Source organism: Delftia tsuruhatensis (assembly GCF_903815225.1).
GTDB lineage: Bacteria > Pseudomonadota > Gammaproteobacteria > Burkholderiales > Burkholderiaceae_C > Comamonas > Comamonas tsuruhatensis_A.
Map to the genome: position 1 here is coordinate 2,409,229 of NZ_LR813084.1, position 25,557 is coordinate 2,434,785.

A 25,557-nucleotide genomic window follows, 5' to 3' on the forward strand; every position below is an offset into this window, starting at 1 on the left:
GTGCGAAGGTTAAATACCATAGCCGTCCACAATGCTGTAATGGGATGTAATTGATCTATTGTCTGAAAAATGCTTGAAGCAAGGGCTGCGCGGCACTTTGCGCAGGTCCTGCATCCGAGGGTAACTGCCGGAGAAGCGATGCAGTGAATTGCATGGGCAGTGTATTGCCGATTAAAGCAGATTGCCTTACTGCACCTCGTTTGTCCATCATCCATTCCCTGGAAGAAAGTTGAGGCCATTCCGGAACGGTTCACGTCACCAATTATTGGGGCAGGAATGCCACTTTCAAAACTCCCCTGATAAAGCCGCCGCAGGCGACCGGAAGATCCGAGCGGGCCGCCATTGCCGCGACGGCTTTGGCGGGGCCTTGCTTCAAGTCCGTTGGATGGACACACCGCCATCGACCACCATGGCCGTTCCCGTGACGAAGCTGGATGCATCCGACGCCAGGAACAGCGCTGCCGCTGCAATCTCTGCCGGTGTGGCCAGGCGCTTGAGGGCGTGCAGGTTTTCGACAAAGGCGCGTGCCTCGGGCGTGGGGGTGCTGGCGCGGCCCATGGGCGTGTCGGTGCCGCCGGGCAGCAGGGCGTTGGCCCGCAGGCCGCGGGGGCCGTATTCAGCCGCGATGACCTGGGTGAGGCCGACGAGGCCGGCCTTGCTGGCGGCATAGGCGCCCATGCCGGGCAGGCCCGCCGTGTAGCCCACGAAGGTGGAGGTGAAGATCAGCGAGCCGCCGCCGCGTGCCAGCAGGGCCGGTATCTGGTGCTTGGCGCCCAGAAAGGCGCTGGTGAGATTGGTGGCGATGGCCTCCTGCCAGGCCTGCAGCGACAGGTCGGGCAGGGCGCAGGGATCGCCGGTCATGCCGGCATTGTTGAAGGCGATGTCCAGGCCGCCAAAGCGCGCCGTGGCGGTTTCGACCAGGGCCCGGGCCAGCGGCTCGTCCCGCACGTCGCCGGCCAGCGCGATGGCCTGGCCGCCGTCCTGCTCTATCTCCGCCACCAGGGCCTGCAGTTCCGGCTGGCGGCGGGCCGTGAGCACCAGCCTGGCGCCGTGGCGTGCGAACAGCCTGGCGGCTTCGCGGCCTATGCCTGAGCTGGCGCCCGTGATGAGGGCGACTTTTCCGTGGAGTTGCTGTGACGATGGCTGCATCTGGCACCTTTTCTTTCCGTGAATGAGGGAAAGCGGTTTGTAGTGCGGCGCAGGCGCGGGCGCATCCCGTTTCTTGCACCGGTGCGGCGCCAATGCGGGCCGCATTCAGTCTTTGCCCAGGTCCAGGTGTGCGACGGCCCGGCGCCTGCTGTGGGGCAGCGACTGGCCCCATACCCAGCATGGCGAGCATGCCAGCTATCCCCAGACCCTGCAGTGGCTGCATGACTGGCTGGACGATGCCGGCCCGCTGCGCGCCGTGCTGGCCGAGACCCCGCACCAGCTATTCCAATTCCAAACCCAAGGAGATGCGCCATGAACAACCTGTCCCGACGCCTTGCCGGCGCGCTCGTGGCGGCCGGCCTGATGGCCGGCCTGGCCGGCTTCGCCGCGCCGGCGGCCGCCGCCTGGCCCGAGCGCCCCGTCACCCTGCCCGTGACCTATCCTCCGGGCGGCACGGTGGATGTGGTGGCACGGCTGATCGGCCCGCGCCTGTCGGCCGAGCTGGGCCAGCCCGTGGCCATCGAGAACCGGGGTGGGGCAGGGGGCATGATCGGCGGCGCCCAGGTGGCCAAGGCCCAGCCCGATGGCTACACGCTGATGCTGGACGCCTCCAACCATGCGCAGAACCCCGCCATCCACGCTCGCATGCAGTTCGACACGCTCAGGGCCTTCGCGCCCGTGTCCCTGCTGCTGCGCGTGCCCAACGTGCCAGGGCGGCGCCCGAGCTGCCGACCATCGCCGAGTCGGCCGTGCCCGGCTACGGGTCCTACGAGTGGAACGCCGTCTTCGCGCCGGCCGGCACGCCGCCGGCCATCATCGATCGCGTTTCCAAGGCCCTGGCCAAGGTGCTGCGCGAGCCGGCCATCGTCGAGCAGCTCGCAGGCTTTGGCGCCGAAGCCATCGGCTCCACGCCGGACGAGCTGGAGCGCTTTCGCCACGCCGAGATCAAGAAGTGGCAGAAGGTGGTCAAGGACACCGGCCTCCAGCTGGACTGAAGGGCCCGGGCCTTTCTGTGCACCGGATGCCTTGCTCGCGCGTTGAATAGGAACGGCCAGGGGCGCGAACGGCTGCTTACACCTTTTCGCCTGCCCGGGGCCCACGCGGCCCCGCGCGCTTGGTAGAAACGGGGCCTTTCCCGTTTCAACCGACAAAACAACATGGCCATGCTTTCCCTGCGTTCCTTCCTGCAAGCCGCCGCGGTCCTCGCGCTGGCCTGCTCGGGCCTGGCGGCCCAGGCCCAGACCTATATCAGCGGCTCCATCTCGGGCCAGCTCGCACCCGGTGTCTACGGCACGGTGGACATAGGCAACGCTCCGCCGCCGCCGCTGCTGTACCAGCGGCCCATCGTCATCGCACCGGCTCCCATGGCCGGCCCGCCCATGTACATGTGGGTGCCGCCGGGCCATGCCAAGCACTGGGGCAAGCATTGCGCCCGCTATGGCGCCTGCGGCAGGCCCGTGTATTTCCTGCGCAATCCGCCGCCGCACTGGCATGCCGGCCCGCCGCGTCCCGATCCCCGCTGGCGCGAGGAGCGCCGCCACCGCGAGTGGGAGCACCGCCGCGATGATCGGCGCTGGGACCGCCATGATCGCCATGACCGCGATGACGACCGGCGCGGCCATGGGCATGGCCGGGGCCGCGGCCATCACGATGATTGACGGCGCGCGGCATTGCTGCCGCTCCTGACGCGCCTGCCAGGGCGCGCGGAATGTTCATTTGTATCAATTGGTTGCATCCCTGCGGGGCCGCGCCAGCGCCGTGGAGCCCGGTTGCAAGCTATGCCGTTTGGGTATAGCTGCTAGCGTTCTGGCTGTGTGGTGCCGGGGCCGCGCCATGCCCACAATAGCTGTCATACCCATATTCCAAAGAGACAGCCATGCAAACGGCCATTCCCTGCCTGCTGATGCGGGGCGGTACTTCCAAGGGCCCGTTCTTCCGAGCCAGCGATCTTCCCGATGACCTGCCCACGCGTGACCGCGTGCTGCTGGCGGCCATGGGTTCGCCCGACAGGCGCCAGATCGATGGCGTGGGCGGCGCGCACCCGCTGACCAGCAAGGTGGGCATCGTCAGCCTCTCCGACAAGGAGGGCATCGATCTCGAATTCCTGTTTGCCCAGCTGCAGCCGGACAAGGATACGGTGGACACCACGCCCAACTGCGGCAACATGCTGGCCGGCGTCGTGCCATTCGCGCTGGAGACCGGCATGGTGCAGCCACGCGGCGAGGCCAGCACCTTCCGCGTGCTGACGCTCAACACCGGCATGGCGGCGGACATCACGGTACAGACGCCAGGCGGCCAGGTCGAGTACGAGGGCACGGCCCGCATCGACGGCGCGCCCGGCACCTCGGCCCCCATCGAGATCAGCTTCCTGGACACGGCCGGCTCGGTCTGCCCGGGCCTGCTGCCAACGGGCAAGCCCAGGGACACGGTGACGGTGACCGGCGAGGGCTTCGAGCCCTTCACGCTGGACGTGACCTGCATAGACAACGGCATGCCGCTGGTGATCTTCAAGGCGTCCGATGTGGGCGCCACCGGCCAGGAGACCGTGGCAGAGCTGAATGCAGACACGGACCTGAAGCGCCGCATCGAGGCGCTGCGCCTGCAGGTCTCGCGGGCCATGGGCCTGGGTGATGTCTCTGCAAAGAACTACCCGAAGATGACGCTGATCGCGCCGCCACAGCATGGTGGCGCGCTGACCACGCGCAGCTTCATCCCCCATGTCTGCCACGATGCCATCGGCGTGCTGGCGGCAGTGACCGTGGGCACGGCCGTGAAGATGCCCGGCACGGTCTGCGAGGGCGTGGCGCAGGTGAAGCAGGGCGAGGGACCGCTCACCGTGTCGGTCGAACACCCCACGGGCGAGTTCAGCGTGACCCTGGACAGCGATCCGGCCCGCCCCGAGGTGGTGACCAAGGCCGCCTTGCTGCGCACGGCGCGCCTGCTGATGCGCGGCGAGGTCATGGTGCCGCGCTCTGTCTGGGCCGGGCAGCGGTAGACGACCGCGCGCGGGGCCAGCGGTGGCCCCGCGCTGCGGCAGGGCGGGGCTGCGCCCAGGGATGCGGCCCGCCCGATTGAGAGACAGTGGAAGAGACAAGTCATGAAACCCCTCCAGAACGACGCGGACCAAGCCGACGTCAACGTGCAGACCCTGCTCAACGAGCACCCGTTCTCGGGGTTCCAGTGGGTGATTTTTGCGCTGTGTTTTCTGATCGTCCTGCTCGATGGCTTCGATACCGCGGCCATCGGCTACATCGCGCCCTCGCTGATCACAGAGTGGGGCGTGAGCAAACCCGCGCTGGCGCCCGTGCTCAGCGCGGCGCTGTTTGGCCTGGCCGCAGGCGCCATGTTCTCGGGGCCTCTGGCCGATAGGCTCGGCCGCAAGGCCGTGCTCGCGGGATCGGTCGCGGTCTTTGCCGTGGCCTGCCTGGCTTCGGGTTTCTCGCCCGACATCTGGACGCTGGCCGTGCTGCGCTTCATCACGGGCGTGGGCCTGGGCGCCGCCATGCCCAATGCCGTGACGCTGATGAGCGAGTACTGCCCCGATGGCCGTCGCGCCACGCTGACCAACGCCATGTTCTGCGGCTTTCCGCTGGGCGCGGCGTTCGGCGGCTTCCTGGCAGCCTGGATGATTCCGCATTTCGGCTGGCGCAGCGTGCTCATCCTGGGCGGCGCGGCACCCCTGCTGCTGCTGCTGGCCCTGGTCGTGCTGCTGCCAGAATCGGTGCGCTACATGGTGGCCAACAACTACCCGGCCGAGCGCATCCGCAAGGTGCTGGCACGCATCGCTGGCGATGCGGTGCAGGGCGTGCAGCGCTTCGTGATGACCGAAGCCAAGCCTGAATCCCGGGCCAGGAGCGGCATGGGCGTGGTGCTGTCGCGCGAGTACCGCGTGGGTTCGGTGATGCTGTGGATCGCCTACTTCATGGGCCTGGTGATCTTCTATGCGCTGGTCAACTGGATGCCCGTGCTGTTCAAGGAAGGCGGCCTGGACCCCAAGACCGGCACCCTGGTGGCCGCGCTGTTTCCGCTGGGCGGGGTGGGCGCCGTGCTGTTCGGCTGGCTGATGGATCGCTTCAACCCCAACCGCATCATCGCCATCGGCTACGCACTGACGGCAGCCTCGATCTGGTGGATAGGCCAGACCGCCGGCCACCTGGGCTGGCTGGTGGTGGCCGTGTTCCTGGCGGGCACCATCATGAACACCGCCCAGTCCTCCATGCCGGCGCTGGCCGCGGCCTACTACCCGACGCGCGGGCGCGCCACGGGCGTGGCCTGGATGCTGGGCATAGGCCGCTTCGGCGGCATCGCCGGCTCCTTCCTGGTGGCCGAGCTGTCGGCGCGCCAGCTGGGCTTCAGCGAGATCTTCGCCGTGGTCGCCATTCCCGGGCTGATCGCCACGGCGGCCCTCATCATCAAGCAGTACTGCAGCCCCGAGCCGCAGGCCGGTGGCGCCCGGCCCGCCACCCCCATCCATTGAACGATTCACACGCCATCAAGACGCAGGAGAACCAGCGATGATCATCGACGTACACGGCCACTACACCACCGCGCCCGCCGCCCTGGGCGCATGGCGCGACCTGCAGATCGCGGGCCTCAAGGACCCCTCCAGGGCGCCCAGCGCCAGTTCGCTGAAGATCAGCGACGACGAGATCCGCGAGACCATCGAGACCAACCAGCTCAAGCTGATGAAGCAGCGCGGCTCCGATCTCACCATCTTCAGCCCGCGCGCCAGCTTCATGGCCCACCACATCGGCGACTTCCAGACATCGAGCACCTGGGCGGCCATCTGCAACGAGCTGTGCTACCGCGTCAGCCAGCTGTTTCCCGAGCACTTCATTCCGGCCGCCATGCTGCCGCAGTCGCCGGGCGTGGATCCCGCCACCAGCATTCCCGAGCTGGTCAAGTGCGTGGAGCAGTACGGCAACGTGGGCATCAACCTCAACCCCGACCCCTCAGGCGGGCACTGGACCGCGCCGCCGCTGTCGGACCGCTCCTGGTACCCCATCTACGAAAAGATGGTGGAGTACGACATCCCCGCGATGATCCATGTCTCCACCAGTTGCAATGCGTGCTTCCACACCACGGGCGCCCACTACCTGAACGCCGACACCACGGCCTTCATGCAATGCCTGACCAGTGATCTGTTCAAGGACTTTCCCACGCTCAAGTTCCTGATCCCCCATGGCGGCGGCGCCGTGCCCTACCACTGGGGCCGTTTCCGCGGCCTGGCGCAGGAGCTCAAGAAGCCCCTGCTGGACGAGCACCTGCTGAACAACATCTTCTTCGACACCTGCGTCTACCACCAGCCCGGCATCGACCTGCTGACCAAGGTGATCCCCGTCAAGAACATCCTGTTCGCCAGCGAGATGATCGGCGCCGTGCGCGGCATCGATCCGACCACGGGCCACTACTACGACGACACCAGGCGCTACATCGAGGCCACGGCCAACCTGACCGAAGAGGAGCGCTACCAGGTCTACGAAGGCAACGCGCGCCGCGTGTTCCCGCGCTTGGACGCCGCCCTCAAGCAAAAGGGCCTGTAAGCAGGCCGCCACCACAGATCAAGGAGAACACCATGTACGAACTCGGTGTGGTTTACCGCAACATCCAGCGCGCCGACCGCGCGGCCGCCGATGGCCTGGCCGCCCTGGGCTCGGCCACCGTCCACGAGGCCATGGGCCGCGTGGGCCTGCTCAAGCCCTACATGCGTCCCATCTATGCGGGCCAGCAGGTCTCGGGCACGGCCGTGACCGTGCTGCTGCAGCCCGGTGACAACTGGATGATGCACGTGGCGGCAGAGCAGATCCAGCCCGGCGACATCGTGGTCGCGGCCGTGACCTCGGAATGCACGGACGGCTACTTCGGCGACCTGCTGGCCACCAGCTTCCAGGCGCGCGGCGCCCGCGCCCTGGTCATCGATGCCGGCGTGCGCGACGTGAAGACGCTGCAGGAAATGAACTTCCCGGTCTGGAGCAAAGCCATCTCGTCCAAGGGCACGATCAAGGCCACGCTGGGCTCGGTCAACATCCCGGTGGTCTGCGCCGGCATGTGGGTCACGCCCGGCGATGTGATCGTGGCCGACGATGACGGCGTGGTCTGCGTGCCCGCCGCCAGGGCCGCCGAAACCCTGGCTGCCGCGCAAAAGCGTGAGAGCTTCGAGGGCGAAAAGCGCGCCAAGCTGGCTTCCGGCGTGCTGGGCCTGGACATGTACAAGATGCGCGAGCCCCTGGAAAAGGCCGGCTTGCGCTATATCGATTGAGGAGGAGAAGCGCATGAGCAATTTCGAGAAGACCCCCGGCTGGCTGGACTGGTACGCCGGCCCCTCCAAGCCGAAGTTCCAGGTGCCCGCGGGCGCCGTCGATGCGCATTGCCACGTCTTCGGCCCCGGTGATGAGTTCCCGTTCGCGCCCGAGCGCAAGTACACGCCCTGCGACGCCAGCAAGCAGCAGCTGTTCGCGCTGCGCGACCAGCTGGGTTTTGCGCGCAACGTCATCGTGCAGGCCACCTGCCATGGCGCAGACAACCGCGCCATGGTCGATGCCTGCAAGGCCGCCAACGGCAAGGCGCGCGGCGTGGCCACGGTGCGCCGCAGCGTGACCGACGAGGAACTGCAGGAACTGCACGCCGCCGGCGTGCGCGGCGTGCGCTTCAACTTCGTCAAGCGCCTGGTGGACTTCACGCCCAAGGACGAGTTGCTGGAGATCGCGGGCCGCATCGCCAGGCTGGGCTGGCACGTGGTCATCTACTTCGAGGCCGTGGACCTGCCCGAGCTGTGGGACTTCTTCACCAGCCTGCCCACCACCGTGGTCGTGGACCACATGGGCCGGCCCGACGTGAGCAAGCCCGTGGACGGCCCCGAGTTCGAGCTGTTCCTGAAGTTCATGCGCGAGCACCGGAACGTCTGGAGCAAGGTCAGCTGTCCCGAGCGCCTGTCGGTGACCGGCCCCAAGGCACTGGATGGCGAACGCAATGCCTACCGCGATGTCGTGCCCTTCGCGCGCCGCGTGGTCGAGGAGTTCCCCGACCGCGTGCTGTGGGGAACCGACTGGCCGCATCCCAATCTCAAGGACCACATGCCCGACGATGGCCTGCTGGTCGATTTCATTCCCCACATTGCCCCGACCGCCGAGTTGCAGAAAAAGCTGCTGGTCGACAATCCCATGCGCCTGTACTGGCCTGAAGAAGCCTGACGGCGACCATGTCCGGCCCTGGCGCCGGACATATTCAAGGAGAACTCCATGGCATTGGACAAACCCTATCTGGACGTGCCCGGCACCATCATTTTTGATGCCGAGCAGTCCCGCAAAGGCTACTGGCTCAACCAGTTCTGCATGTCGTTGATGAAGGCCGAGAACCGAGAGCGCTTCAAGGCCGACGAGCGTGCCTACCTGGACGAATGGGCCATGACCGAGGAACAGAAGCAGGCCGTGCTGGCCCGCGACCTCAACTGGTGCATGCGCACGGGCGGCAACATCTACTTCCTGGCCAAGATCGGCGCCACCGACGGCAAGAGTTTCCAGCAGATGGCCGGCTCCATGACGGGCATGACCGAAGAGGAATACCGCAACATGATGGTGGGCGGCGGCCGCTCGGCCGAAGGCAACCGCTACGTGGGCGAGGAGGGCGATGCCCAGGCGCACCGGCAGCCCCAGGGCAAGGCCGGCAGCGTGGACAAGAACAACAAGGAAGGCAACTGACATGGCGCGCATCACCGCATCCGTCTACACCTCGCATGTGCCCGCCATCGGCGCGGCCATGGACCTGGGCAAGGCAGACGAGCCCTATTGGCAGCCGCTGTTCAAGGGCTTCGAGCACTCGCGCCAATGGCTCAGGGACAACAAGCCCGACGTGATCTTCCTGGTCTACAACGACCACGCCACCGCGTTCAGCCTGGACTTCATCCCCACCTTCGCCATCGGCACGGCCGCCGAATACCAGCCCGCCGACGAAGGCTGGGGTCCGCGCCCCGTGCCCAAGGTCGTCGGCCATCCGGAGCTGGCCAGCCACATCGCCCAGTCGGTGATCCAGCAGGACTTCGACCTCACCATCGTCAACAAGATGGACGTGGACCATGGCCTGACCGTACCGCTGTCGCTGATGTGCGGCGAGCAGGACGCCAGGACAGGCGCCTGGCCCTGCCCGGTGATCCCGTTCGCCGTGAACGTGGTGCAGTACCCCGTGCCCTCGGGCCAGCGCTGCTTCAACCTGGGCCGCGCCATCCGCCGCGCCGTGGAAAGCTTCGACGAAGACCTGAACGTGCAGATCTGGGGCACGGGCGGCATGAGCCACCAGCTGCAGGGCGCGCGGGCGGGCCTGATCAACAGGGAATGGGACAACCGCTTCCTGGACCTGCTGATCGAGAACCCTGCCGGTTTGGCCAAGATGCCGCATATCGACTACGTGCGCGAGGCCGGCTCCGAAGGCATCGAGCTGGTGATGTGGCTGATCGCGCGCGGCGCCATGGCCGATGTGGACGGCCCCGCGCTCCTGCCCAAGGTCAACCACCGCTTCTACCATGTGCCGGCATCGAACACGGCTGTCGGCCACCTCATCCTGGAGAATCCCCAATGACCCAAAAGACCATCAAAGTCGCCCTGGCGGGCGCCGGTGCCTTCGGCATCAAGCACCTGGACGGCATCAAGAACATCGACGGCGTGGAAGTCGTCTCCCTGGTGGGCCGCGAGCTGGCCAAGACCCAGGAAGTGGCTGACAAGTACGGCATCCAGCATGTGACCACCGAGCTGGCCGACAGCCTGGCCCTGCCCGAGGTGGACGCCGTCATCCTTTGCACGCCCACGCAGATGCATGCCGCCCAGGCCATTGAATGTCTGAAGGCCGGCAAGCACGTGCAGGTGGAGATCCCGCTGGCCGACAGCCTCGAGGACGCGCAGGCCGTGGTCGATCTGCAAAAGTCCACCGGCCTGGTCGCCATGTGCGGCCACACGCGCCGCTTCAACCCCAGCCACCAGTGGGTGCACAAGAAGGTCGCGGCCGGCGAATTCAACATCCAGCAGATGGATGTGCAGACCTACTTCTTCCGCCGCACCAACATGAATGCGCTGGGCCAGGCGCGCAGCTGGACCGACCATCTGCTGTGGCACCACGCCGCCCACACCGTGGACCTGTTCGCCTACCAGGCCGGCAGCCCCATCGTCAAGGCCAATGCCATCCAGGGTCCCATCCATCCCGAGCTGGGCATCGCCATGGACATGAGCATCCAGCTCAAGGCCGCCAACGGCGCCATCTGCACGCTGAGCCTGTCCTTCAACAACGACGGCCCGCTGGGCACCTTCTTCCGCTACATCGGCGACACGGGCACCTACATCGCCCGCTATGACGACCTCGTCAATGGCAAGGAAGAAAAGATCGATGTCTCCCAGGTCGATGTGTCCATGAACGGCATCGAGCTGCAGGACCGCGAATTCTTCGCCGCCATCCGCGAAGGCCGCGAGCCCAATGCCAGCGTGGCGCAGGTGCTGCCCTGCTACCAGGTCCTGCACGACCTGGAAAAACAGCTCACCCCCTGAGCCGCTTTGCGTCCTTCCCCTGAAAGGGGGCGTACGGTCAGCCGGCGACACCCTGGGTGGGGCACGGCCGGCACTGGCCCTTTCCCGGTGTCTCCGGGTCGGGGCATGCCAGTTTTTTCATGCGTGTTTGACAGCAGGAAGGCCATGCCACTTGGGCGCGACCCGACGATCATGTTTCTTCCAACAGGAGTACCGCCATGACCGATTCCTCCTCCAGCCACCGGGAAGACGTGCCCGAGGCGTCCAATCGCCTCGGGATCGACGGCATAGAGTTCATCGAGTACACGACCAGCCAGCCGCAGGCCTTGGGGCAGGTGCTGGAGGGACTGGGCTTCCGCCCCGTGGCGCGGCACCGCTCGCGCGAGGTCACGCTGTACCGGCAGGGGGACATGAACCTGGTGGTGAACGCAGGCGCGGCCGATGCGCTGGCCCATGCCGCATCGGACGGGCAGCCCGTGATCTCGGCCGTGGCACTGCGCGTGCACGATGCCCTGCAGGCGCACACGTGCTGCATCGAACTGGGCGCCTGGGCCGCGCCCAGCCAGGCCCAGGCCATGGAGCTGCATATCCCCGCCATCCACGGCCCGGGTGGCAGCCGCTTCTATTTCGTCGATCGCTGGAAGGAATTTTCCATCTACGACATCGACTTCACGCCCATCGCCAGCGCCGAGCCGCATCCGCCTGCGCTGGCGGGCCTGGGCTATTTCGGCGTGGTGCAGTACATAGGGCGCGGGCGCAGCGCCGACTGGATCACCTACTTCGAGCGCATGTTCGACTTCCACCTGCTGCCCGATGCGCAGCGCTTCGGCATCCTGCCCAAGGGCAAGCTCATGCGCAGCCCCTGCCGCAGCTTCCTGTGGCAGCTCATCGAGCCCGATCCGGGCCTGGAGTGGGACGACATGCCCGAGCGGCTGCAGCGCATCGGCCTGGGCACGGGTGACGTGCCCGCCGCCGTGCAGGCGCTGCGCCAGCGCGGGGTGGAGTTCGTGGAGTCGAGCCGCCTGCATCCCGACGACCGCGGCGCACTCACGCGCAACGCCATGGGCACCGTGGTATTCGAGCTGGTGCATAACACGCTCTAGCTTTTCATACGACGATCCGGGAGGAGGGCACCATGGGTTTGCTGGACAGCTATGGGATGGACACCATCACGCTCAACGGCTCGCTGGAGGCGAAGCTGCAAGCCATCCGGTGCGCGGGCTTCAGCCAGGTCATGCTCAGTGCGCGTGACCTGGCCGGGCATCCGGGCGGCGTCAAGGCGGCGGCCGCCGCCGTGCGCGCCAGCGGCCTGCGGCCCACGGGCTTCCAGGTGCTGCGCGACTTTGAAGGCCTGTCCGATCACCTGCACCACTACAAGGTGGACATCGCCAAGTCCATGCTGCAGATGTGCGCCGAGATCGGCAGCCCCGTGCTGCTGGCCTGCTCATCCACCTCGCGCCATGCCACCGGCGATCTCGACGTGATCGCGCGCGACCTGCGCAAGCTGGCCATGCTGGGTATTCCGCTGGGCGTGAAGATCGCCTACGAGGGGCTGTCCTGGGGCCGCAGCGTCAATGAATTCACCACCAGCTGGGAGGTGGTCAGTCGCGCCGACACGCCCAACCTGGGCATAGGCCTGGATTCCTTCCATATCCTGGCCGCGCAGACGCCGCTGGATGCGCTGGAGCTGATCGACCGCGACAAGATCTTCCTGGTGCAACTGTCCGACTTCATGTGGCACGACGCTCCCACCTTCGAGGAGCGCATGGCCACGGCGCGCACCTTCCGGGTATTTCCGGGCGAGGGCGTGCACAGCGAGCGCCTGGCCGATCTGGTGCTGCGCCTGGACCGGCTGGGCTACCGGGGCGACTACAGCTTCGAGGTCTTCAACGACGACTACCAGCAACTGCCGCTGGACACCGTGGCCCAGCGCGCGCGCCGCAGCGCCCAGTGGCTCAACGACGATGTGCTGCGGCGGCCCGTGCCGCTACCGGCCTGGGCGCGCACCGGTGTGCGCGGTGCCGGGCCGGTTTGACGGCAAAATCGTCCGCGCACACCGTGCCTGGGTGCGCCTGCCGCTGCCTTGCCTTTCCTGTCTAGAGAAACCATGACCAACCTGTCCACAAGAAACCTGGGACCCTTTCGCGTCGGCGCCGTCGGCCTGGGCTGCATGAACCTCAGCCACGCCTACGGCCATCCGCCCTCGCCCGAGCAGGGCAAGGCCGTGCTGCATGCTGCCCTGGATGCCGGCGTCACCCTGTTCGACACGGCGGCGCTGTACGGCTTCGGCGCCAACGAAGCCCTGGTCGGCCCCGTGCTCAAGTCCCACCGCGACCACATCACCCTGGCCAGCAAGTGCGGCATGGCCGGCGTGCGTGGCGACGACGGCGTCATGCGCCGCGTGATCGACGGCCACCCCAAAACCCTGCGCCGCAACTGCGAGGACAGCCTGCAGCGCCTGGGCACCGAGGTCATCGACCTGTACTACCTGCACCGCTGGGACCGCCGAGTGCCCATCGAGGAATCGGTGGGCGAGATGTCGCGCCTGGTGGAGGAGGGCAAGGTGCGTGCGCTGGGCCTGTCCGAGATCGGCACCGATGCGCTGCGCCGTGCCCACGCCACCTTCCCCATCACCGCGCTGCAAAGCGAGTATTCGCTGTGGTCGCGCAACGCCGAGCTGGGCACGCTCGCGGCCTGCAAGGAGCTGGGCATCGCCTACGTGGCCTTCAGCCCGCTGGGCCGCGCCTTTCTCACGGGCACGCTCAAGGACGTGGAAGGCCTGGTCAAGGGCGACATCCGCGCTGCCATGCCGCGCTTCGCGCCCGAGGCCTATGCGAAGAACCTGCGGCTGCTTGCGCCCATGCAGTCGATTGCCGAGCGCGCCGGCTGCACGCTGGCCGAGCTGGCCATCGCCTGGGTGCTGCACCAGGGCGAGCATGTGATTGCCCTGCCGGGCACCACCAGCGTGGACCACCTGCACGAAGACCTGCGCGGCGGCACCGTGCGCCTGGACGCGGCCCTGCTGGCCGAGCTGGACGATCTCTTCAAACCCGAACGCATCCAGGGCGACCGTTATGCCGTGGCCTCGCAGCGCGAGGTGGACACCGAGAAATACGCGTTCGAAACCGTCTGACCCCGGCCTGGCCGGTTCACGCCCCGGAGTCGCCCAGGTCGAAAGGCTGCGTGGGCGTGCCCTGGTGAAAGCGCATCTGCCAGCCCCGGGCCGTGCGCAGCCAGACCGAGGAGCGCAACGTGTGACGGCCGGCCGTGCCGTCCTCGGCCACGCTGGCGGACCGGTAGGTCAGCAGCGCACTGTCCGGCCCCAGGCGCACCAGCGCGAATGCCTCCGACACCAGACGCGGGGACGGGCCCCCGGTCCCCAGGCTGTCCACGGTGTCGGCCCGGGCATGCACACCGCCCGAGCGGCCGAACTCCAGGAAATCCTCGTGCAGCAGCGTCCGCAGCCGGTGGGCGTCCGGGCGCACCTGGGGGGCGTGCAACTGCTGCTCCAGCGCCTGAAGATGCCGCGCAAGCGCCAGATCCTGCTCGCATTCCTGCATGGCCCGCTCCTGCATCAGATCAGATCCCGCATCGCCTGTGCCGTCTCGCGCAGCACGGGCAGCACGCGGGCCACGGCGTCCTGGCCGGTCTCGCGGCCCATGGGCATGGTGATGTTGAGGGCGCCCGCCAGCGCGCCGTGGCGGTCGCGCAGCGGCACGGCGATGCCGCGCGAGTCCAGGTTCAGCTGCTGCTCGCACAGCGCCCAGTCCTGCGCGCGGATCAGGGCCAGCTCACGGCGCATCTGGCTGGCGCTGGTGATGGTGTGGGGGGTGAAGACGGTCAGCGGACTGTTTCCCAGCCAGTGCTCCAGCTCGTCGTCCGTGCGCAGGGACAGCATCAGCATGCCTGCCGCCGTGACCTGGGCCGGCACGCGCGCGCCCAGCACGTAGCCGGTGTTCATGTTGCGGTTGGGGCCGTTGCGCGCGATGTAGACCACCTCGTCGTCGTCCAGCACCGCCAGGTAGGCCGTCTCATAGGTGCCGGCCGCCACGCGCTGCAGGAAGGGCTGGACGATGCGCGGCAGCCGTGCCGACTCCAGGTAGGACTGCCCCAGCCGCAGCACGCGCGGCGTGAGCCAGAACAGCTTGCCGTCCCCCGCCACATAGCCCATGTGCTGCAACGTCAGCAGATAGCGCCGCGCGGCCGTGCGCGTCATGCCCGTGCGCTGGCCGGCCTCGGCCGCCGTCATGCGCGGATGCGCGTCGTCGAAGGCTTCGATGATGGAGACGCCGCGCTCCAGGCCGGCAATCCAGTCGCGGGGATCGAGTGAGGGGGCATTGGTCATGCAAGGCGCGGCTTCGGTATTAACCCTGGGTGCGTTCGATCATCGAACCATGCTGAGCGATCAGCGCACAAGCCGTGGGAAATGGGCTTGGGCGCGGCCATAGGCGGGAACTACATTTTTCACGACCCGCCGGCCCGCCAGCAAGCATCCCCCGCAGGTTTTTTCCACGGGAACGCCTGGAGACAAGAAAGCAGTCCCACGGGGCAGCGTGGGGGTCATTTTTCATGGAGGAGACAAAGACATGAGCACAACACCGATCGACATGCAGCAAGGCCTGCACCAGCCCGGCAAGGCCGCTGCCAGTGGCTGGATAGGCTCGGCCCTGGAGTACTACGACTTCTTCATCTACGCCACCGCAGCGGCGCTGATCTTTCCGCAGATCTTCTTTCCCCAGGGTGACCCGGCCATCGCCATCATCGCCTCGCTGGCCACCTATGGCGTGGGCTACGTGGCACGGCCCATAGGCGCCTTCGTGCTCGGCCACCTGGGCGACACGCACGGGCGCAAGCAGGTGCTGGTGTGGTGCATGTTCCTGATGGGCTTTTCCACCATCGCCGTGGGCCTGCTGCCCACCTATGACCAGATCGGCCTGTGGGCACCCGCGCTGCTGGTGCTGTGCCGGCTGGTGCAGGGCTTTGCCGTGGCCGGCGAGATCTCGGGCGCCAGCTCCATGATCCTGGAGCATGCCCCGTTCGGGCGGCGCGGCTTCTACGCCAGCTTCACGCTGCAGGGCGTGCAGGCCGGCCAGATCCTGGCGGCGGCCGTCTTCCTGCCGCTGGCCCACTACATGCCCGCCGAGCAGTTCAACAGCTGGGGCTGGCGCATTCCGTTCCTGCTGAGCTTCATCGTCATCATCGCGGGCTGGATCATCCGCCGCGAGGTCAGCGAGACGCCGGCCTTCACCGACCCAGGCGTCCGGAAGGAACGCACACGCTCGCCCGTGGTCGATGCCTTCCGCGACCATTCGCCCGACATGCTGCGCGTGGTGTGCATGGCGCTGATGAACGTGATCCCCGTGGTGGCCACCATCTTCGGCGCGGCCTATGCGGTGCAGCCGGCCTACGGCATAGGCTTCGCCAAGGATGTCTACCTGTGGATTCCGGTGGTCGGCAACATCGTCGCCGTGCTGGTGATTCCCTTCGTGGGCAACCTGTCGGACAAGATCGGCCGCCGCCCGCCCCTCATCGTGGGTGCGCTGCTGTCGGGCCTGCTGGCCTTCGGCTATCTGTACGCCATCAGCATCCGCAACATGCCGCTGGCCTTCGCGATGTCCATCCTCATGTGGGGCGTGGTCTACCAGGGCTACAACGCGGTCTTCCCCAGCTTCTATCCCGAACTGTTCCCCACGCGCACCCGATGCTCGGCCATGGCCATCTCGCAGAACGTCGGCACGGCCATCACCGCCATGCTGCCCGCGCTGTTCACGGCCGTGGCGCCGCCGGGCTCCAGCAACATCTGGCTGACCGTGGGTGCGATTGCCTTCGGCATCACCATCGTGGCATCGCTGGCCGCGCTCAGTGCCCGCGAGACCTACCGCATCCGCATGGAGGAGCTGGGCGAGTCCGGCGCGCAGCCCGTGGACAAGGACGAATACGATCAACTGCGCGCCCGGGCGCTGGCCATGGGCAGCGGCAGTGCCGATGCATCGGTCCGCATGGAGAGCGCGCGCACATGATTTCCGGCAAGACCACCCTGATCGCCCACATCGGCTACCCCACGGAGAGCTTCAAGGCGCCGATGATCTACAACCCCTGGTTCGAGCGCAAGGGCATCGACGCCTGCGTGGTGCCCATGGGCCTGCGGCCCGAGCACTTCGCCCAGGGCATGGCCGCCATCCTGCGATTGTCCAACCTGCGCGGCGCACTGGTCACCATGCCGCACAAGGTGACCACCGTCGCGCTGCTCGATGAGCTCACGCCGGCCGTGCACATCGCCGGTGCCTGCAATGCGGTGCTCAGGCGTGCAGACGGCACGCTGCTGGGCGACCAGTTCGACGGCGCGGGCTTCGTGCGCGGCGTGTTGCGCAAGGGCCGTCAGCTGCAGGGCGCCAGCGTGCTGGTGTCGGGGGCGGGCGGCGTGGGCTCGGCGATCGCGGCCTCGCTGGCGGCGGCCGGCGTGGCCGAACTGATGCTGTTCGACGCACGTCCGGACGGCGCCCAGGCGCTGGCGGACCGGCTGCGCGCCTACTACCCGCGGCTGAAGCTGCGCATGGGCTCCAACGATCCGCAGGGCTTTGACCTGATCGTCAACGCCACGCCGCTGGGCATGCAGGAAGGCGATCCCCTGCCTTTCGATGTGCGGCGCATCGCCCCCACCACCTTCGTGGGCGAAGTGGTCATGAAGTCCGAGTTCACGCCCCTGCTGCGCGCCGCGCGCGACAAGGGCTGCGATGTCCAGGTGGGCACGGACATGCTGTTCGAGATGATTCCCGCCTACCTCGAATTCTTCGGCTTCGGCCTGGCCACGCCCGAGGAGTTGCGCGCCACTGCCGCCATCGCCTACTGAGCCGGGCCGCGAGGCCTTTGCACACATCCAGCACGGGACAGGACCCGCGTGCCGGACAGGGCACAGCCACGCCCGGAAGAACAGGCATCCACAGAGAAGGAGACGACACCATGCATCAGCAATCACAACCATGCCCGGGCCGCAAAAGCCTCATCGCCCTGGTGCTGGGCACGCTGGGCGCCACGGCCCTGGCCCAGTCCTCGGTCACCGTCTACGGCACCCTGGACCAGTACGTCAACCACCTGCGCAGCAGCTCGGGCGCCTCCATGACCACGCTGGAGGATGGTGCCCTGCTGCGCAGCCGCCTGGGCTTTCGCGGCCACGAGGACCTGGGCGGTGGCCTGTACGCCAAGTTCCAGCTGGAGATGGGCATCAACGCCGACAACGGCAGCGCCGCCGACAGCACGCGCGGCTTCGACCGCCAAAGCTGGGTGAGCCTGGGCGGAGGCTGGGGCGAGATCCGGCTGGGCCGCCAGAACACCGTGATCTTCGCGCGCGGCGACTACATCGACTTCACCTCGCGCACGTTGGGATCGATGGTCAACAACTTCGGCGTGCCCTCGCGCTTCGACAACGACATCTCCTACACCTCGCCACGCATGGGCGGCTTCCTGTTCGAGGCCCACTACGCCATGGCCGAGACCGGTGCTCCAGCGCGCCAGGCCATCTACCAGTTGGGCCTGGACTACCTGAACGGCCCCTACCGCGTGGGCTATGCAGGCCTGTATGCACGCGCGCCGCAGAGCGCGGCCTACACCGATGCCGTGCGCTACGACAACCTCTACGCCAACTACGACTACGGCAAGGGCAAGCTGCAACTGGCCTTCGTGCGCTCCAACAACAGCACGGCGGGCGCGGCCGGCAACAACACGGGCACGGTGCTGGGCAATGTGGGTGGGCTGGTGGCGGGCACCAACTCCGATGTGAAACGCTTTTACCGCGTCTGGCAGCTGTCGGCCGACTACCGCGTCACGCCCCAGCTGCGCGTGGGGGCGCTGTGGGGCCGCATACAGGATGGATCGGACAGCGGGCGCGGGGCCTCGGGCGGGGCGGTGGCTGCCTACTACGACCTGTCCAGGCGGACCATGCTGTACGCGGTGGCCGAGCAGCTCAGGAACGACCGCAACGCGGGCTTCCGGCTGGCGGCCTCGGGCGGGATGAAGCCCGGCTTCACGGCGGCGGACGATGTGAACGGCCGCAGGATCACGGGCCTGCAGCTGGGCGTGCTGCACCGCTTCTGAGGAATGGCCATGGATGATCTGCGCATTGCCGTGGCCGGGGCCGGCTACATAGGCCAGGCCCATATGGCGGTCATCGAGGCGACCGAAGGCTGCCGCCTTTCGGCGCTCGTGGACCCGTCGCCCGCCGCGGCCGAATCGGCGCGTCGGGCCGGCCTTCCCCTGTACACCGATCTGTCGCAACTGCTGGCGCGCGACCGTCCGGATGCCGTCGTGCTGGCAACGCCCAATGCGCTGCACGTACCGCAGGCGCTGCAGTGCCTGGAGGCCGGCCTGCCCGTGCTGCTGGAAAAGCCCATCGCACCGACCGTGCAGGAGGCCCGGGCCCTGGTCCAGGCCGCCGCGCGCCTGCAGTCCCGGGTGCTGATCGGACACCACCGCGCGCACAGCCCCATCATGGAGCGTGCCCGCCAGCTCATCGCCGAGGGACAGCTGGGCGCCATCGTGGCGGTCACCGGCGCGGCCCTGTTCTTCAAGCCCGACGCCTACTTCGATGACAGCCCCTGGCGCCGCGAAGCGGGCGCCGGCCCCATCCTGCTCAACATGATCCACGAGGTGCACAACCTGCGCATGCTGTGCGGCGAGGTCGTGGCCGTGCAGGCCTTCGCCTCCCATGCCACGCGCGGCTTTCCGGTCGAGGATACGGCGGCCATCAACCTGCGCTTTGCCAGCGGGGCGCTGGGCAGCTTCGTGCTCTCGGACACGGCGGCCAGCGCGCGCAGCTGGGAGCAGACCGCGCAGGAAAACCCTGCCTATGCCAGCTATGGCGACGAAGACTGCTACGTGGTAGCCGGCACCTTCGGATCGCTGGCCGTGCCCAGCATGCGCCTGAAGACCTATGCATCGGCCGCGGACCGTTCCTGGTGGAAGCCTTTCACGACGGACACCGCCGCCGTCGTGCGCGAGGACCCGCTGGCGCGCCAGATGGCCCACTTCGTCCAGGTGGCGCGCGGACAGGCCGCGCCCCTTGTCAGCGTGCACGACGGCTTGCGTAACCTGCAGATCACCGAAGCCATCGCCGAGGCGGCGCGCACGGGCGCCGTCGTGGATACCCCGTTGGAATGAACGAATCCCTGAATCGAGGACAACCATGAAAACCATCCTGATGCTGCACGGCATCAACCACAACATGTTCGGCCAGCGCGACCCCGCTCAATACGGCACGGTCACGCTGGCCGAGATCGACGCCTCGCTGCGCAGCCTTGGCAGCCAGCTGGCCTGCGAGGTGGACAGCTTCCAGACCAATTGCGAAGGCGCCATGTGCGAGCGCATCCACCAGGGCTTCAGGGACGGCGTCGATGGCGTGCTCATCAACGCCGGCGCCTGGACGCACTACAGCTACGGCATCCGCGACGCGCTGGCCATGCTCACCGTGCCCGTGGTGGAAATCCACATGAGCAACATCCATGCGCGCGAGAGATTCCGCCATCACTCGGTGTTCGCCGATATCGCCAGGGGCCAGATCTGCGGCTTTGGCGTGGACAGCTATCTGCTGGGATTGCGGGCGGTGCTGTCGTCCGCCGCATAAACGCATGGCACGCAACAGGCCATGCATCTGCTTTTGCACTCCCACGCTCGACGCGCTGTGTGCGGTGACCAGGCTCCATTGAAATGAGCTGCACCGAGTACGGTCGGCACCGCGCCGCCTCCTTCGCCCTGCTGCTGCCGTTGCTGCTGGCCGCGCAGTCGGTCGCCACCGACGGCTATCTGCCGGCCTTGCCCGAGATCGCCCGCGACCTGGGCTCGGCCAGCAGCAGCCTGGCCGTGTTCATGCTGGCCTTCGGCGTCGCCCAACTGGTGTGCGGGCCGCTGGCCGACCGCTTCGGGCGCCGGCCCGTGCTGCTGGCCGGTCTGGCCTGCTATACGGTGGCGGCCGCCGGCTGCGCGCTGGCGGGCAGCGCGGACGCACTGGTGGCCTGGCGCGCCGTGCAGGGCGCGGCCATGGCGGCCATCCTGGTGTGCGCACGGGCGGCGGTTCGCGACCTGTATCCGGTCCATGAAGGGCCGCACATCATGGCCCGAGGCCTGATGGGCCTGGGGCTGGTGGCCCTGGTGGCGCCGATTGCCGGTGCATGGGGAGTCCAGGCCACCGGCTGGCGCTGGGTGCTGGTGGCGATGGGCGTCTACTCGCTCGCGTTGCTGGCGCTGTGCTGGCGCACTTTCAGCGAGACGCGGCAAGTCCTGGGGGCTGCCTCGGTCCTGGCACCCGTATCCACTGGCGGTGTGCGCCAGGTGTTCGCCAACCCCGGCTTTCGCGCCTGGACGGCGCTGGCCGCGACGACCTACGGCGGCATCTTCTGCTTTTTGCTGCTGTCGCCGATGGTGTACGTCGACCTGTTTGGCCTGTCGCCCGTGCTCTACGGCTGGATTCCAGCGGGCGGCTCGCTGGTCTACATCCTCAGCATCACATGGTGCCGGCGTTTGCTGTCGCGGCGCGGGCCGGTGGGCACGGTGCAGTTGGGTGCTGCCTTCAGTCTGCTGGGGGCGTGCATCCAGGTCACCGGCTGCATGCTGGCGCCGGCCTCGCCCGTTCCATTGCTGATAGGGCACGCGGTGTATGCGCTGGGCCATGGCCTGCACCAGCCTTGCGGCCAGGCGGGCGCGGTGGGTGGCCTGCCGCCGCAGCTGGCCGGGCGGGCCGTGTCGTGTTCGGGCTTCGTGATCATGTGCGTGGCCTTCTGCGCCGGCCAGTTGGCGGCGCACTTTGTCGATCCGACGATGCGCCACGGCGCCTGGCCGATGGTGTTGCCCATGGCGCTGGCGGGCGTTGTGCTGGTCTTGATCGCCTTCGTCTGGCTGCCGTGGCTGTACCGGGTGCGGGCGGCGCCAAGGGTTCAGCCCCGGTCATGACACTGTTCAAGCATCCGCGCGATATTCCCCTCGATGCTTCATGAACCGGTGGTAGGACATGCGCAGGTGCAGCTGCATCACCTGGCGTGCCAGCTCCCCATCCCTGGCACGGATGGCGATCACCAGGTCGCAGTGGTGGTGCAGGCTTTGCACCAGCTCCTCGGGCGTGTAGATGTAGAACGACCGCTTGATGATCGGCATGTCGATCATCGTCGCCAGCATGGTCTTGAGGCGCGGAGAGCCTGATGCCTCGATCAGCGCGTGGTGGAAATCCCGGTTGGCGGACTGCACCTCGCCAATGCCGTCTTGGCCAGCGGCAATGCCGGCCTCCATGCGCTGGTTGCAGGCCTCCAGCGCATCGGCCAGCCCCTCGCCGCCGCGCGTGGCCGCGAGGAACGAGGCGTACGGCTCCAGCAGCAGGCGCAGCTGGAAGGTTTCCTCCACATCCCAGTCGCTCCACTCCGACACGCGGATACCCTGGCCCGCGCCATCGGTGGCCAGGCCATCTTCCACCAAGCGGTGCAGCGCATTGCGCACCGGTGTTCGGCTCAGTCCCAGGTCGCGGGCAATGGGCTCCTCCTTGAGCTGTTCGCCGGGTCGGTAGTGGCCGCCGATGAGCCGCTGCCGCAGAACCTCGTACGCCTTGTCTTTCACGTTTTGCACTGTGTTTGCACCGAATGGGTGGGGATGGTGCGCCGATTCTAGGTGACGACGGAAAGGGGTGTTGCGCTTCGCTGCATTCGGAAAAATACAAAACAAGTACAAATATTCGCAGTTCTACGGGAAATCTCTAGAAGGAAGTTGGAGGTGCGCCCCATAGACTGCGCTTAATGTTTTAAATTTGTACTTCTATGAAGATCGCAATACTGGGTGGAGGAATGGTCGGTGCCTGCTACATGCAGGCCTTTGTGGAGCAGGGGCACAGCCTGGTGGGCCTGTGCGACCTGCAGCCCAACGCTGCGGTGGCCGACGCAGTGCAGGCCGCTGGTGCGCAGGTGCATGCTGCGCCCGGCGAGTGGCTGGCCGGGGCCGACGTGGTGGTGAGCGCCGTGTTCGGCACCGTGGCGCGCAGCCTGTTCGAGGCCTGTCTGCCCCATCTGCGCGATGGCGTGGTGTATGTGGACATGACCACGGCCGACCCGCAGGAGATGCGCGAATGTGGCGAGCTGGCCCGGCGCGTCGCCCAGGGCCGGGCGGTGCACTTCGTGGACGTGGCCATCACCGGCGCGGTCAACCTGGGCGGCAGGAAGACGCCGCTGCTCGTGGCCGGTGGCAAGGCCGGTTTTGTACAGGAATTGTTCTTGCCTTTGGGTGGCTCCGTTCGCGTAGTAGGCGGACAGCCGGGCGATGCCGCCGCGCTCAAGCTCCTGCGCAGCATCTACACCAAGGGGACCGAGGCACTGGCCGTGGAGTGCCTGGTGACGGCCCAGCAGATGGGCCTGCGCGAGCAACTGCATGCCGTGCTGCAGGACATCGACGAGACACCGCTGCGCACGCTGATGGAGTCCATGGTGCGCACGCACATCCCGCACTCCGCGCGCCGCCGCAACGAGGTGGCCGAGGCCCGGCAGCAGATGGCCCTCAACGGCCTGGCGCCCATCGCCTTGCCCGCTGTCGAGGCGCTGTTCGCCGCCACGGCCCGGGCGCAAGCGGCCCGGCCGTTCACCGGCACCTCCATCGACGAGGCCATCGATTGGCTGGGCAGCCACGTGCTCGCCAGCCACGCCTGATGAACGCCCCCTGCGCCAACCGACACCATAAAAGGAGACATTCGCAATGACGACCCTGACCCGACGCAACCTGGCCCTCGGCGGCCTGCTGGCACTGACCTCCGCCATCGCCGCCATCGCCGCCATGGCCCCGGCCCATGCCCAGGGCTCCTATCCGCAGCGGCCCATCAGGTTCATCGTGCCCTTTCCGGCGGGTGGCGGCACCGACAACCTCACGCGCTTGGTCGGTACCAAGCTCACCGAGGCCCATGGGTGGCCCATCGTGGTGGAGAACAAGCCCGGTGCCGGTGGCAACCTGGCTCTGGACCAGGTGGCCAAGGCCCCCGCCGACGGCCTGACCCTGGTGATGGCGCAGACCGACAACGTGGTGCTCAACCCGCTGCTGTACTCCAAGCTCACCTACAACCCCGACAAGGACCTGCGCGCCGTGGCCCTGGTCGCAGCCGGCCCGGCCGTGCTCGTGGTGAATGCCGATTCGCCGTACAAGTCCCTGGACGACATCGTCCAGGCGGCGAAGAAAGAGCCCGGGCGCCTGAGCTTTGCCACGCCGGGGACCGGCACCATTTCGCACCTCGTCAGCGAGGCCTGGCAGAAAAGCTCGAATGTGAAGTTCACCCATGTGCCGTTTCGCGGCATGGCACAGGCCATGCCCGACCTGCTGGGCGGGCGCATCGACATGTACATGGGCTCCATCCCCACGCTGCTGTCGCACATCCAGTCGGGCAAGGTGCGCGCCGTTGGCGTGACCACCGCGAGCCGCTCCAAGCTGCTGCCCGACGTGCCGACCTACACCGAATCCGGCATCAAGGGCGTGGAGCTGGCCAGCGTGTGGGGCGTGATGGCCCCGGCAGGCACCTCCGACGCCATCGTCAGGCAGCTCAACGAAGCCATCAACAAGGTGGTGAACGCACCCGACACGGCCAGGAAGATCGCCGACTCCGGCGCCGAACTCATCACCGGCACCCCGCAGGACATGGCCAGGCTCTACGCCAGCGACCGCGCACGCCTGGCACCCATCGTCAAGAGCTCGGGCACCACGCTGGATTGAGCGGCACAGCTTTCATCCCATCCACTCTGAGCAAACACCATGATCGGTCTTCAAATTCTGAAGCGGCAACGCGCTGTCAGCCTGGATATTGCCAGGCACTATCTCGACGTGCCTGTTGCCAACGTCAGCGACTGCATGGCTCGCATGACGGCTGGCGGCGCGCGGTTGCGCCCCATGCACGGCGGCGGGCGCATGGCCGGCCCCGCGTTGACCATCAAGACGCGCCCGGGCGACAACCTCATGCTCCACAAGGCACTTCAACTGGCCAGCCCAGGCGACGTGATCGTGGTGGATGCGGGTGGCGACCTCACCAATGCACTCATCGGAGAAATCATGGTCGGAGACGCCATGCGTCGCCAGCTGGGCGGCATCGTGATCCATGGCGCGATCCGGGACGCCGCATGGATTCGTGCAGGCAGCTTCCCCGTATTCGCAGCGGGCGTCACGCACCGCGGGCCCTACAAGGACGGCCCTGGCGAAATCAATGTGCCCATCGCCATCGATGGCATGGTGATCGAGCCCGGTGACCTCATGATCGGCGATGACGATGGCTTGCTGTGCGTACCGTATGCGCAGGCGCAGGCCTTGCTGGATGCCGCACACGAAAAGCAGGCCGTCGAGGCCAGGATGGTGGCCGACATCGCTGCCGGTACCTACAGCGCGCCATGGATCGACGAGACGCTCAAGCGTCTGGGGTGTCCGATTGAGCCGTAGCGCTGGCGGCGCGGCAGCTCCCATCGCGCGTCTGCTTCAGGCTTCGGTCAGCGCCTTCAGATGGCTCTCGAAGCCGCCCGCGCCGCTGGCCGCGTTCACATGGTCGAAGTAGCCGTACCAGCCGCTGGCCTTGATGCCTGCCAGCAAGGCATCGCGGGCAGCGGTATCGGGAAAGCGCCAGATGCCCAGGAAGCGGTGGGGGCTGGCGTGGTCCAGGCGGCCGTCGGTCTCGGCCAGGGCCAGCACCTGTACGCCCATGGCAGCCAGCCCGCCCATGGCACTGGCAACCCCTTCCAGAAAATGCTGGCGCTGCGCGGCGGGCAGCGCCAGCCAGGCGGGGTTGGGGGAATAGAGCTCGACCAGATAGTGGGACATGGTGTTTCCTGGGGTTGATGCGCCGTGCGCTGGATTTGATGTTTGCATATTATATGGTGGCTAATTATATTTGTCGCCATGGCATGCAGCCTGCACC

Annotated in this window: 27 protein-coding genes and 1 pseudogene; 23 read left to right on the plus strand and 5 right to left on the minus strand. The window is 67.3% G+C overall.

The features are described from left to right. Positions 1 to 372 precede the first annotated feature (372 nt). Entirely contained in the window at positions 373 to 1,149 is a 777-nt protein-coding gene (locus L1Z78_RS10880; RefSeq protein WP_016454678.1) for an SDR family oxidoreductase, read from the minus strand. Positions 1,150 to 1,261: 112 nt separating this feature from the next. On the opposite strand from L1Z78_RS10880, the gene L1Z78_RS10885 reads away from it, so the two are divergent. The 14 genes and pseudogenes from L1Z78_RS10885 (at position 1,262) to L1Z78_RS10950 (ending at position 13,788) form a co-directional block, all read left to right on the plus strand. Beyond that, complete coding sequence (locus tag L1Z78_RS10885; RefSeq protein WP_326491973.1) at positions 1,262 to 1,465, plus strand: amidohydrolase family protein; 204 nt, start codon at positions 1,262 to 1,264, stop codon at positions 1,463 to 1,465. Then, positions 1,462 to 2,144 (plus strand): annotated as a pseudogene (locus L1Z78_RS10890) (tripartite tricarboxylate transporter substrate-binding protein). The gene L1Z78_RS10885 and the pseudogene L1Z78_RS10890 overlap by 4 nt, the downstream one beginning before the upstream one ends. 162 nt (positions 2,145 to 2,306) lie before the next feature. Continuing rightward, positions 2,307 to 2,807: a hypothetical protein gene (locus L1Z78_RS10895; RefSeq protein ID WP_234641502.1), complete on the plus strand. Its 501-nt coding sequence runs from the start codon at positions 2,307 to 2,309 to the stop codon at positions 2,805 to 2,807. Positions 2,808 to 3,025: 218 nt separating this feature from the next. Further along, entirely contained in the window at positions 3,026 to 4,144 is a 1,119-nt protein-coding gene (locus tag L1Z78_RS10900; protein ID WP_234641503.1) for a 4-oxalomesaconate tautomerase, read from the plus strand. 102 nt (positions 4,145 to 4,246) lie between these two features. After that, a complete protein-coding gene (locus L1Z78_RS10905) occupies positions 4,247 to 5,626 on the plus strand; it encodes an MFS transporter (protein WP_234641504.1) in 1,380 nt (459 codons plus the stop codon). A gap of 37 nt (positions 5,627 to 5,663) precedes the next feature. Continuing rightward, the gene (locus L1Z78_RS10910; protein ID WP_234641505.1) at positions 5,664 to 6,692 is read left to right on the plus strand and encodes an amidohydrolase family protein; all 1,029 of its coding nucleotides are present in this window, start codon (positions 5,664 to 5,666) and stop codon (positions 6,690 to 6,692) included. 32 nt (positions 6,693 to 6,724) lie between these two features. Beyond that, positions 6,725 to 7,408 (plus strand): 4-carboxy-4-hydroxy-2-oxoadipate aldolase/oxaloacetate decarboxylase, encoded by a 684-nt coding sequence (gene ligK, locus L1Z78_RS10915; protein ID WP_234641506.1) that lies wholly within the window; start codon positions 6,725 to 6,727, stop codon positions 7,406 to 7,408. Positions 7,409 to 7,421: 13 nt separating this feature from the next. Further along, positions 7,422 to 8,339, plus strand: a complete 918-nt coding sequence (locus L1Z78_RS10920) for an amidohydrolase family protein (protein WP_234641507.1) — start codon at positions 7,422 to 7,424, stop codon at positions 8,337 to 8,339. Positions 8,340 to 8,387: 48 nt separating this feature from the next. Next, positions 8,388 to 8,846 carry a protocatechuate 4,5-dioxygenase subunit alpha gene (gene ligA / locus L1Z78_RS10925; RefSeq protein ID WP_234641508.1) on the plus strand — a complete coding sequence of 153 codons (459 nt, stop codon included), beginning with the start codon at positions 8,388 to 8,390 and terminating at the stop codon, positions 8,844 to 8,846. Between the two features lies 1 nt (position 8,847). Continuing rightward, the gene (locus L1Z78_RS10930) at positions 8,848 to 9,720 is read left to right on the plus strand and encodes a class III extradiol dioxygenase subunit beta (protein WP_234641509.1); all 873 of its coding nucleotides are present in this window, start codon (positions 8,848 to 8,850) and stop codon (positions 9,718 to 9,720) included. Beyond that, positions 9,717 to 10,676: a Gfo/Idh/MocA family oxidoreductase gene (locus tag L1Z78_RS10935; RefSeq protein ID WP_234641510.1), complete on the plus strand. Its 960-nt coding sequence runs from the start codon at positions 9,717 to 9,719 to the stop codon at positions 10,674 to 10,676. The genes L1Z78_RS10930 and L1Z78_RS10935 overlap by 4 nt, the downstream gene beginning before the upstream one ends. 197 nt (positions 10,677 to 10,873) lie before the next feature. Next, positions 10,874 to 11,758 carry a 4-hydroxyphenylpyruvate dioxygenase gene (locus L1Z78_RS10940; protein WP_234641511.1) on the plus strand — a complete coding sequence of 295 codons (885 nt, stop codon included), beginning with the start codon at positions 10,874 to 10,876 and terminating at the stop codon, positions 11,756 to 11,758. Positions 11,759 to 11,790: 32 nt separating this feature from the next. Next, on the plus strand, positions 11,791 to 12,690 hold the full coding sequence (locus L1Z78_RS10945) for a sugar phosphate isomerase/epimerase family protein (RefSeq protein WP_234641512.1): 900 nt from the start codon (positions 11,791 to 11,793) through the stop codon (positions 12,688 to 12,690). A 72-nt stretch (positions 12,691 to 12,762) separates the two neighbouring features. After that, complete coding sequence (locus L1Z78_RS10950) at positions 12,763 to 13,788, plus strand: aldo/keto reductase (RefSeq protein ID WP_234641513.1); 1,026 nt, start codon at positions 12,763 to 12,765, stop codon at positions 13,786 to 13,788. Positions 13,789 to 13,804: 16 nt separating this feature from the next. Here the strand turns inward: L1Z78_RS10950 and L1Z78_RS10955 are convergent, their stop codons facing one another. Together L1Z78_RS10955 and L1Z78_RS10960 are read right to left on the minus strand one after the other, a co-directional pair. Then, entirely contained in the window at positions 13,805 to 14,215 is a 411-nt protein-coding gene (locus L1Z78_RS10955) for a DUF4440 domain-containing protein (RefSeq protein ID WP_234641514.1), read from the minus strand. A gap of 14 nt (positions 14,216 to 14,229) precedes the next feature. Then, entirely contained in the window at positions 14,230 to 15,000 is a 771-nt protein-coding gene (locus tag L1Z78_RS10960; RefSeq protein WP_234641515.1) for an IclR family transcriptional regulator domain-containing protein, read from the minus strand. A 241-nt stretch (positions 15,001 to 15,241) separates the two neighbouring features. On the opposite strand from L1Z78_RS10960, the gene L1Z78_RS10965 reads away from it, so the two are divergent. The 6 genes from L1Z78_RS10965 (at position 15,242) to L1Z78_RS10990 (ending at position 21,593) form a co-directional block, all read left to right on the plus strand. Continuing rightward, positions 15,242 to 16,675, plus strand: a complete 1,434-nt coding sequence (locus L1Z78_RS10965) for an MFS transporter (RefSeq protein WP_234641516.1) — start codon at positions 15,242 to 15,244, stop codon at positions 16,673 to 16,675. Further along, complete coding sequence (locus L1Z78_RS10970) at positions 16,672 to 17,505, plus strand: shikimate dehydrogenase family protein (protein ID WP_234641517.1); 834 nt, start codon at positions 16,672 to 16,674, stop codon at positions 17,503 to 17,505. Before L1Z78_RS10965 ends, L1Z78_RS10970 begins: the two co-directional genes overlap by 4 nt. A 110-nt stretch (positions 17,506 to 17,615) precedes the next feature. Next, positions 17,616 to 18,746, plus strand: coding sequence for a porin (locus L1Z78_RS10975; RefSeq protein ID WP_234641518.1), 1,131 nt, complete (start codon positions 17,616 to 17,618; stop codon positions 18,744 to 18,746). 9 nt (positions 18,747 to 18,755) lie between these two features. Next, entirely contained in the window at positions 18,756 to 19,808 is a 1,053-nt protein-coding gene (locus L1Z78_RS10980) for a Gfo/Idh/MocA family protein (RefSeq protein WP_418921694.1), read from the plus strand. 25 nt (positions 19,809 to 19,833) lie between these two features. After that, complete coding sequence (gene aroQ, locus L1Z78_RS10985; protein ID WP_234641520.1) at positions 19,834 to 20,271, plus strand: type II 3-dehydroquinate dehydratase; 438 nt, start codon at positions 19,834 to 19,836, stop codon at positions 20,269 to 20,271. Positions 20,272 to 20,354: 83 nt separating this feature from the next. Next, entirely contained in the window at positions 20,355 to 21,593 is a 1,239-nt protein-coding gene (locus tag L1Z78_RS10990) for an MFS transporter (RefSeq protein ID WP_234641521.1), read from the plus strand. A gap of 6 nt (positions 21,594 to 21,599) precedes the next feature. Here L1Z78_RS10990 and L1Z78_RS10995 read toward each other — a convergent pair whose 3' ends face one another. Then, on the minus strand, positions 21,600 to 22,256 hold the full coding sequence (locus L1Z78_RS10995; protein WP_234641522.1) for a GntR family transcriptional regulator: 657 nt from the start codon (positions 22,254 to 22,256) through the stop codon (positions 21,600 to 21,602). A gap of 188 nt (positions 22,257 to 22,444) precedes the next feature. Between L1Z78_RS10995 and L1Z78_RS11000 the strand changes: the two genes are divergently transcribed. From L1Z78_RS11000 to L1Z78_RS11010, 3 genes are read left to right on the plus strand one after another with little or no spacing between them, the layout of a single operon-like run. Further along, complete coding sequence (locus L1Z78_RS11000; RefSeq protein ID WP_267967005.1) at positions 22,445 to 23,323, plus strand: NAD(P)-dependent oxidoreductase; 879 nt, start codon at positions 22,445 to 22,447, stop codon at positions 23,321 to 23,323. 46 nt (positions 23,324 to 23,369) lie between these two features. Then, entirely contained in the window at positions 23,370 to 24,371 is a 1,002-nt protein-coding gene (locus tag L1Z78_RS11005) for a Bug family tripartite tricarboxylate transporter substrate binding protein (protein ID WP_234641523.1), read from the plus strand. Positions 24,372 to 24,410: 39 nt separating this feature from the next. Then, positions 24,411 to 25,085 carry an RraA family protein gene (locus tag L1Z78_RS11010; protein ID WP_234641524.1) on the plus strand — a complete coding sequence of 225 codons (675 nt, stop codon included), beginning with the start codon at positions 24,411 to 24,413 and terminating at the stop codon, positions 25,083 to 25,085. 36 nt (positions 25,086 to 25,121) lie between these two features. Here the strand turns inward: L1Z78_RS11010 and L1Z78_RS11015 are convergent, their stop codons facing one another. Then, on the minus strand, positions 25,122 to 25,460 hold the full coding sequence (locus L1Z78_RS11015; protein ID WP_234641525.1) for a DUF6616 family protein: 339 nt from the start codon (positions 25,458 to 25,460) through the stop codon (positions 25,122 to 25,124). Positions 25,461 to 25,557 lie beyond the last annotated feature (97 nt).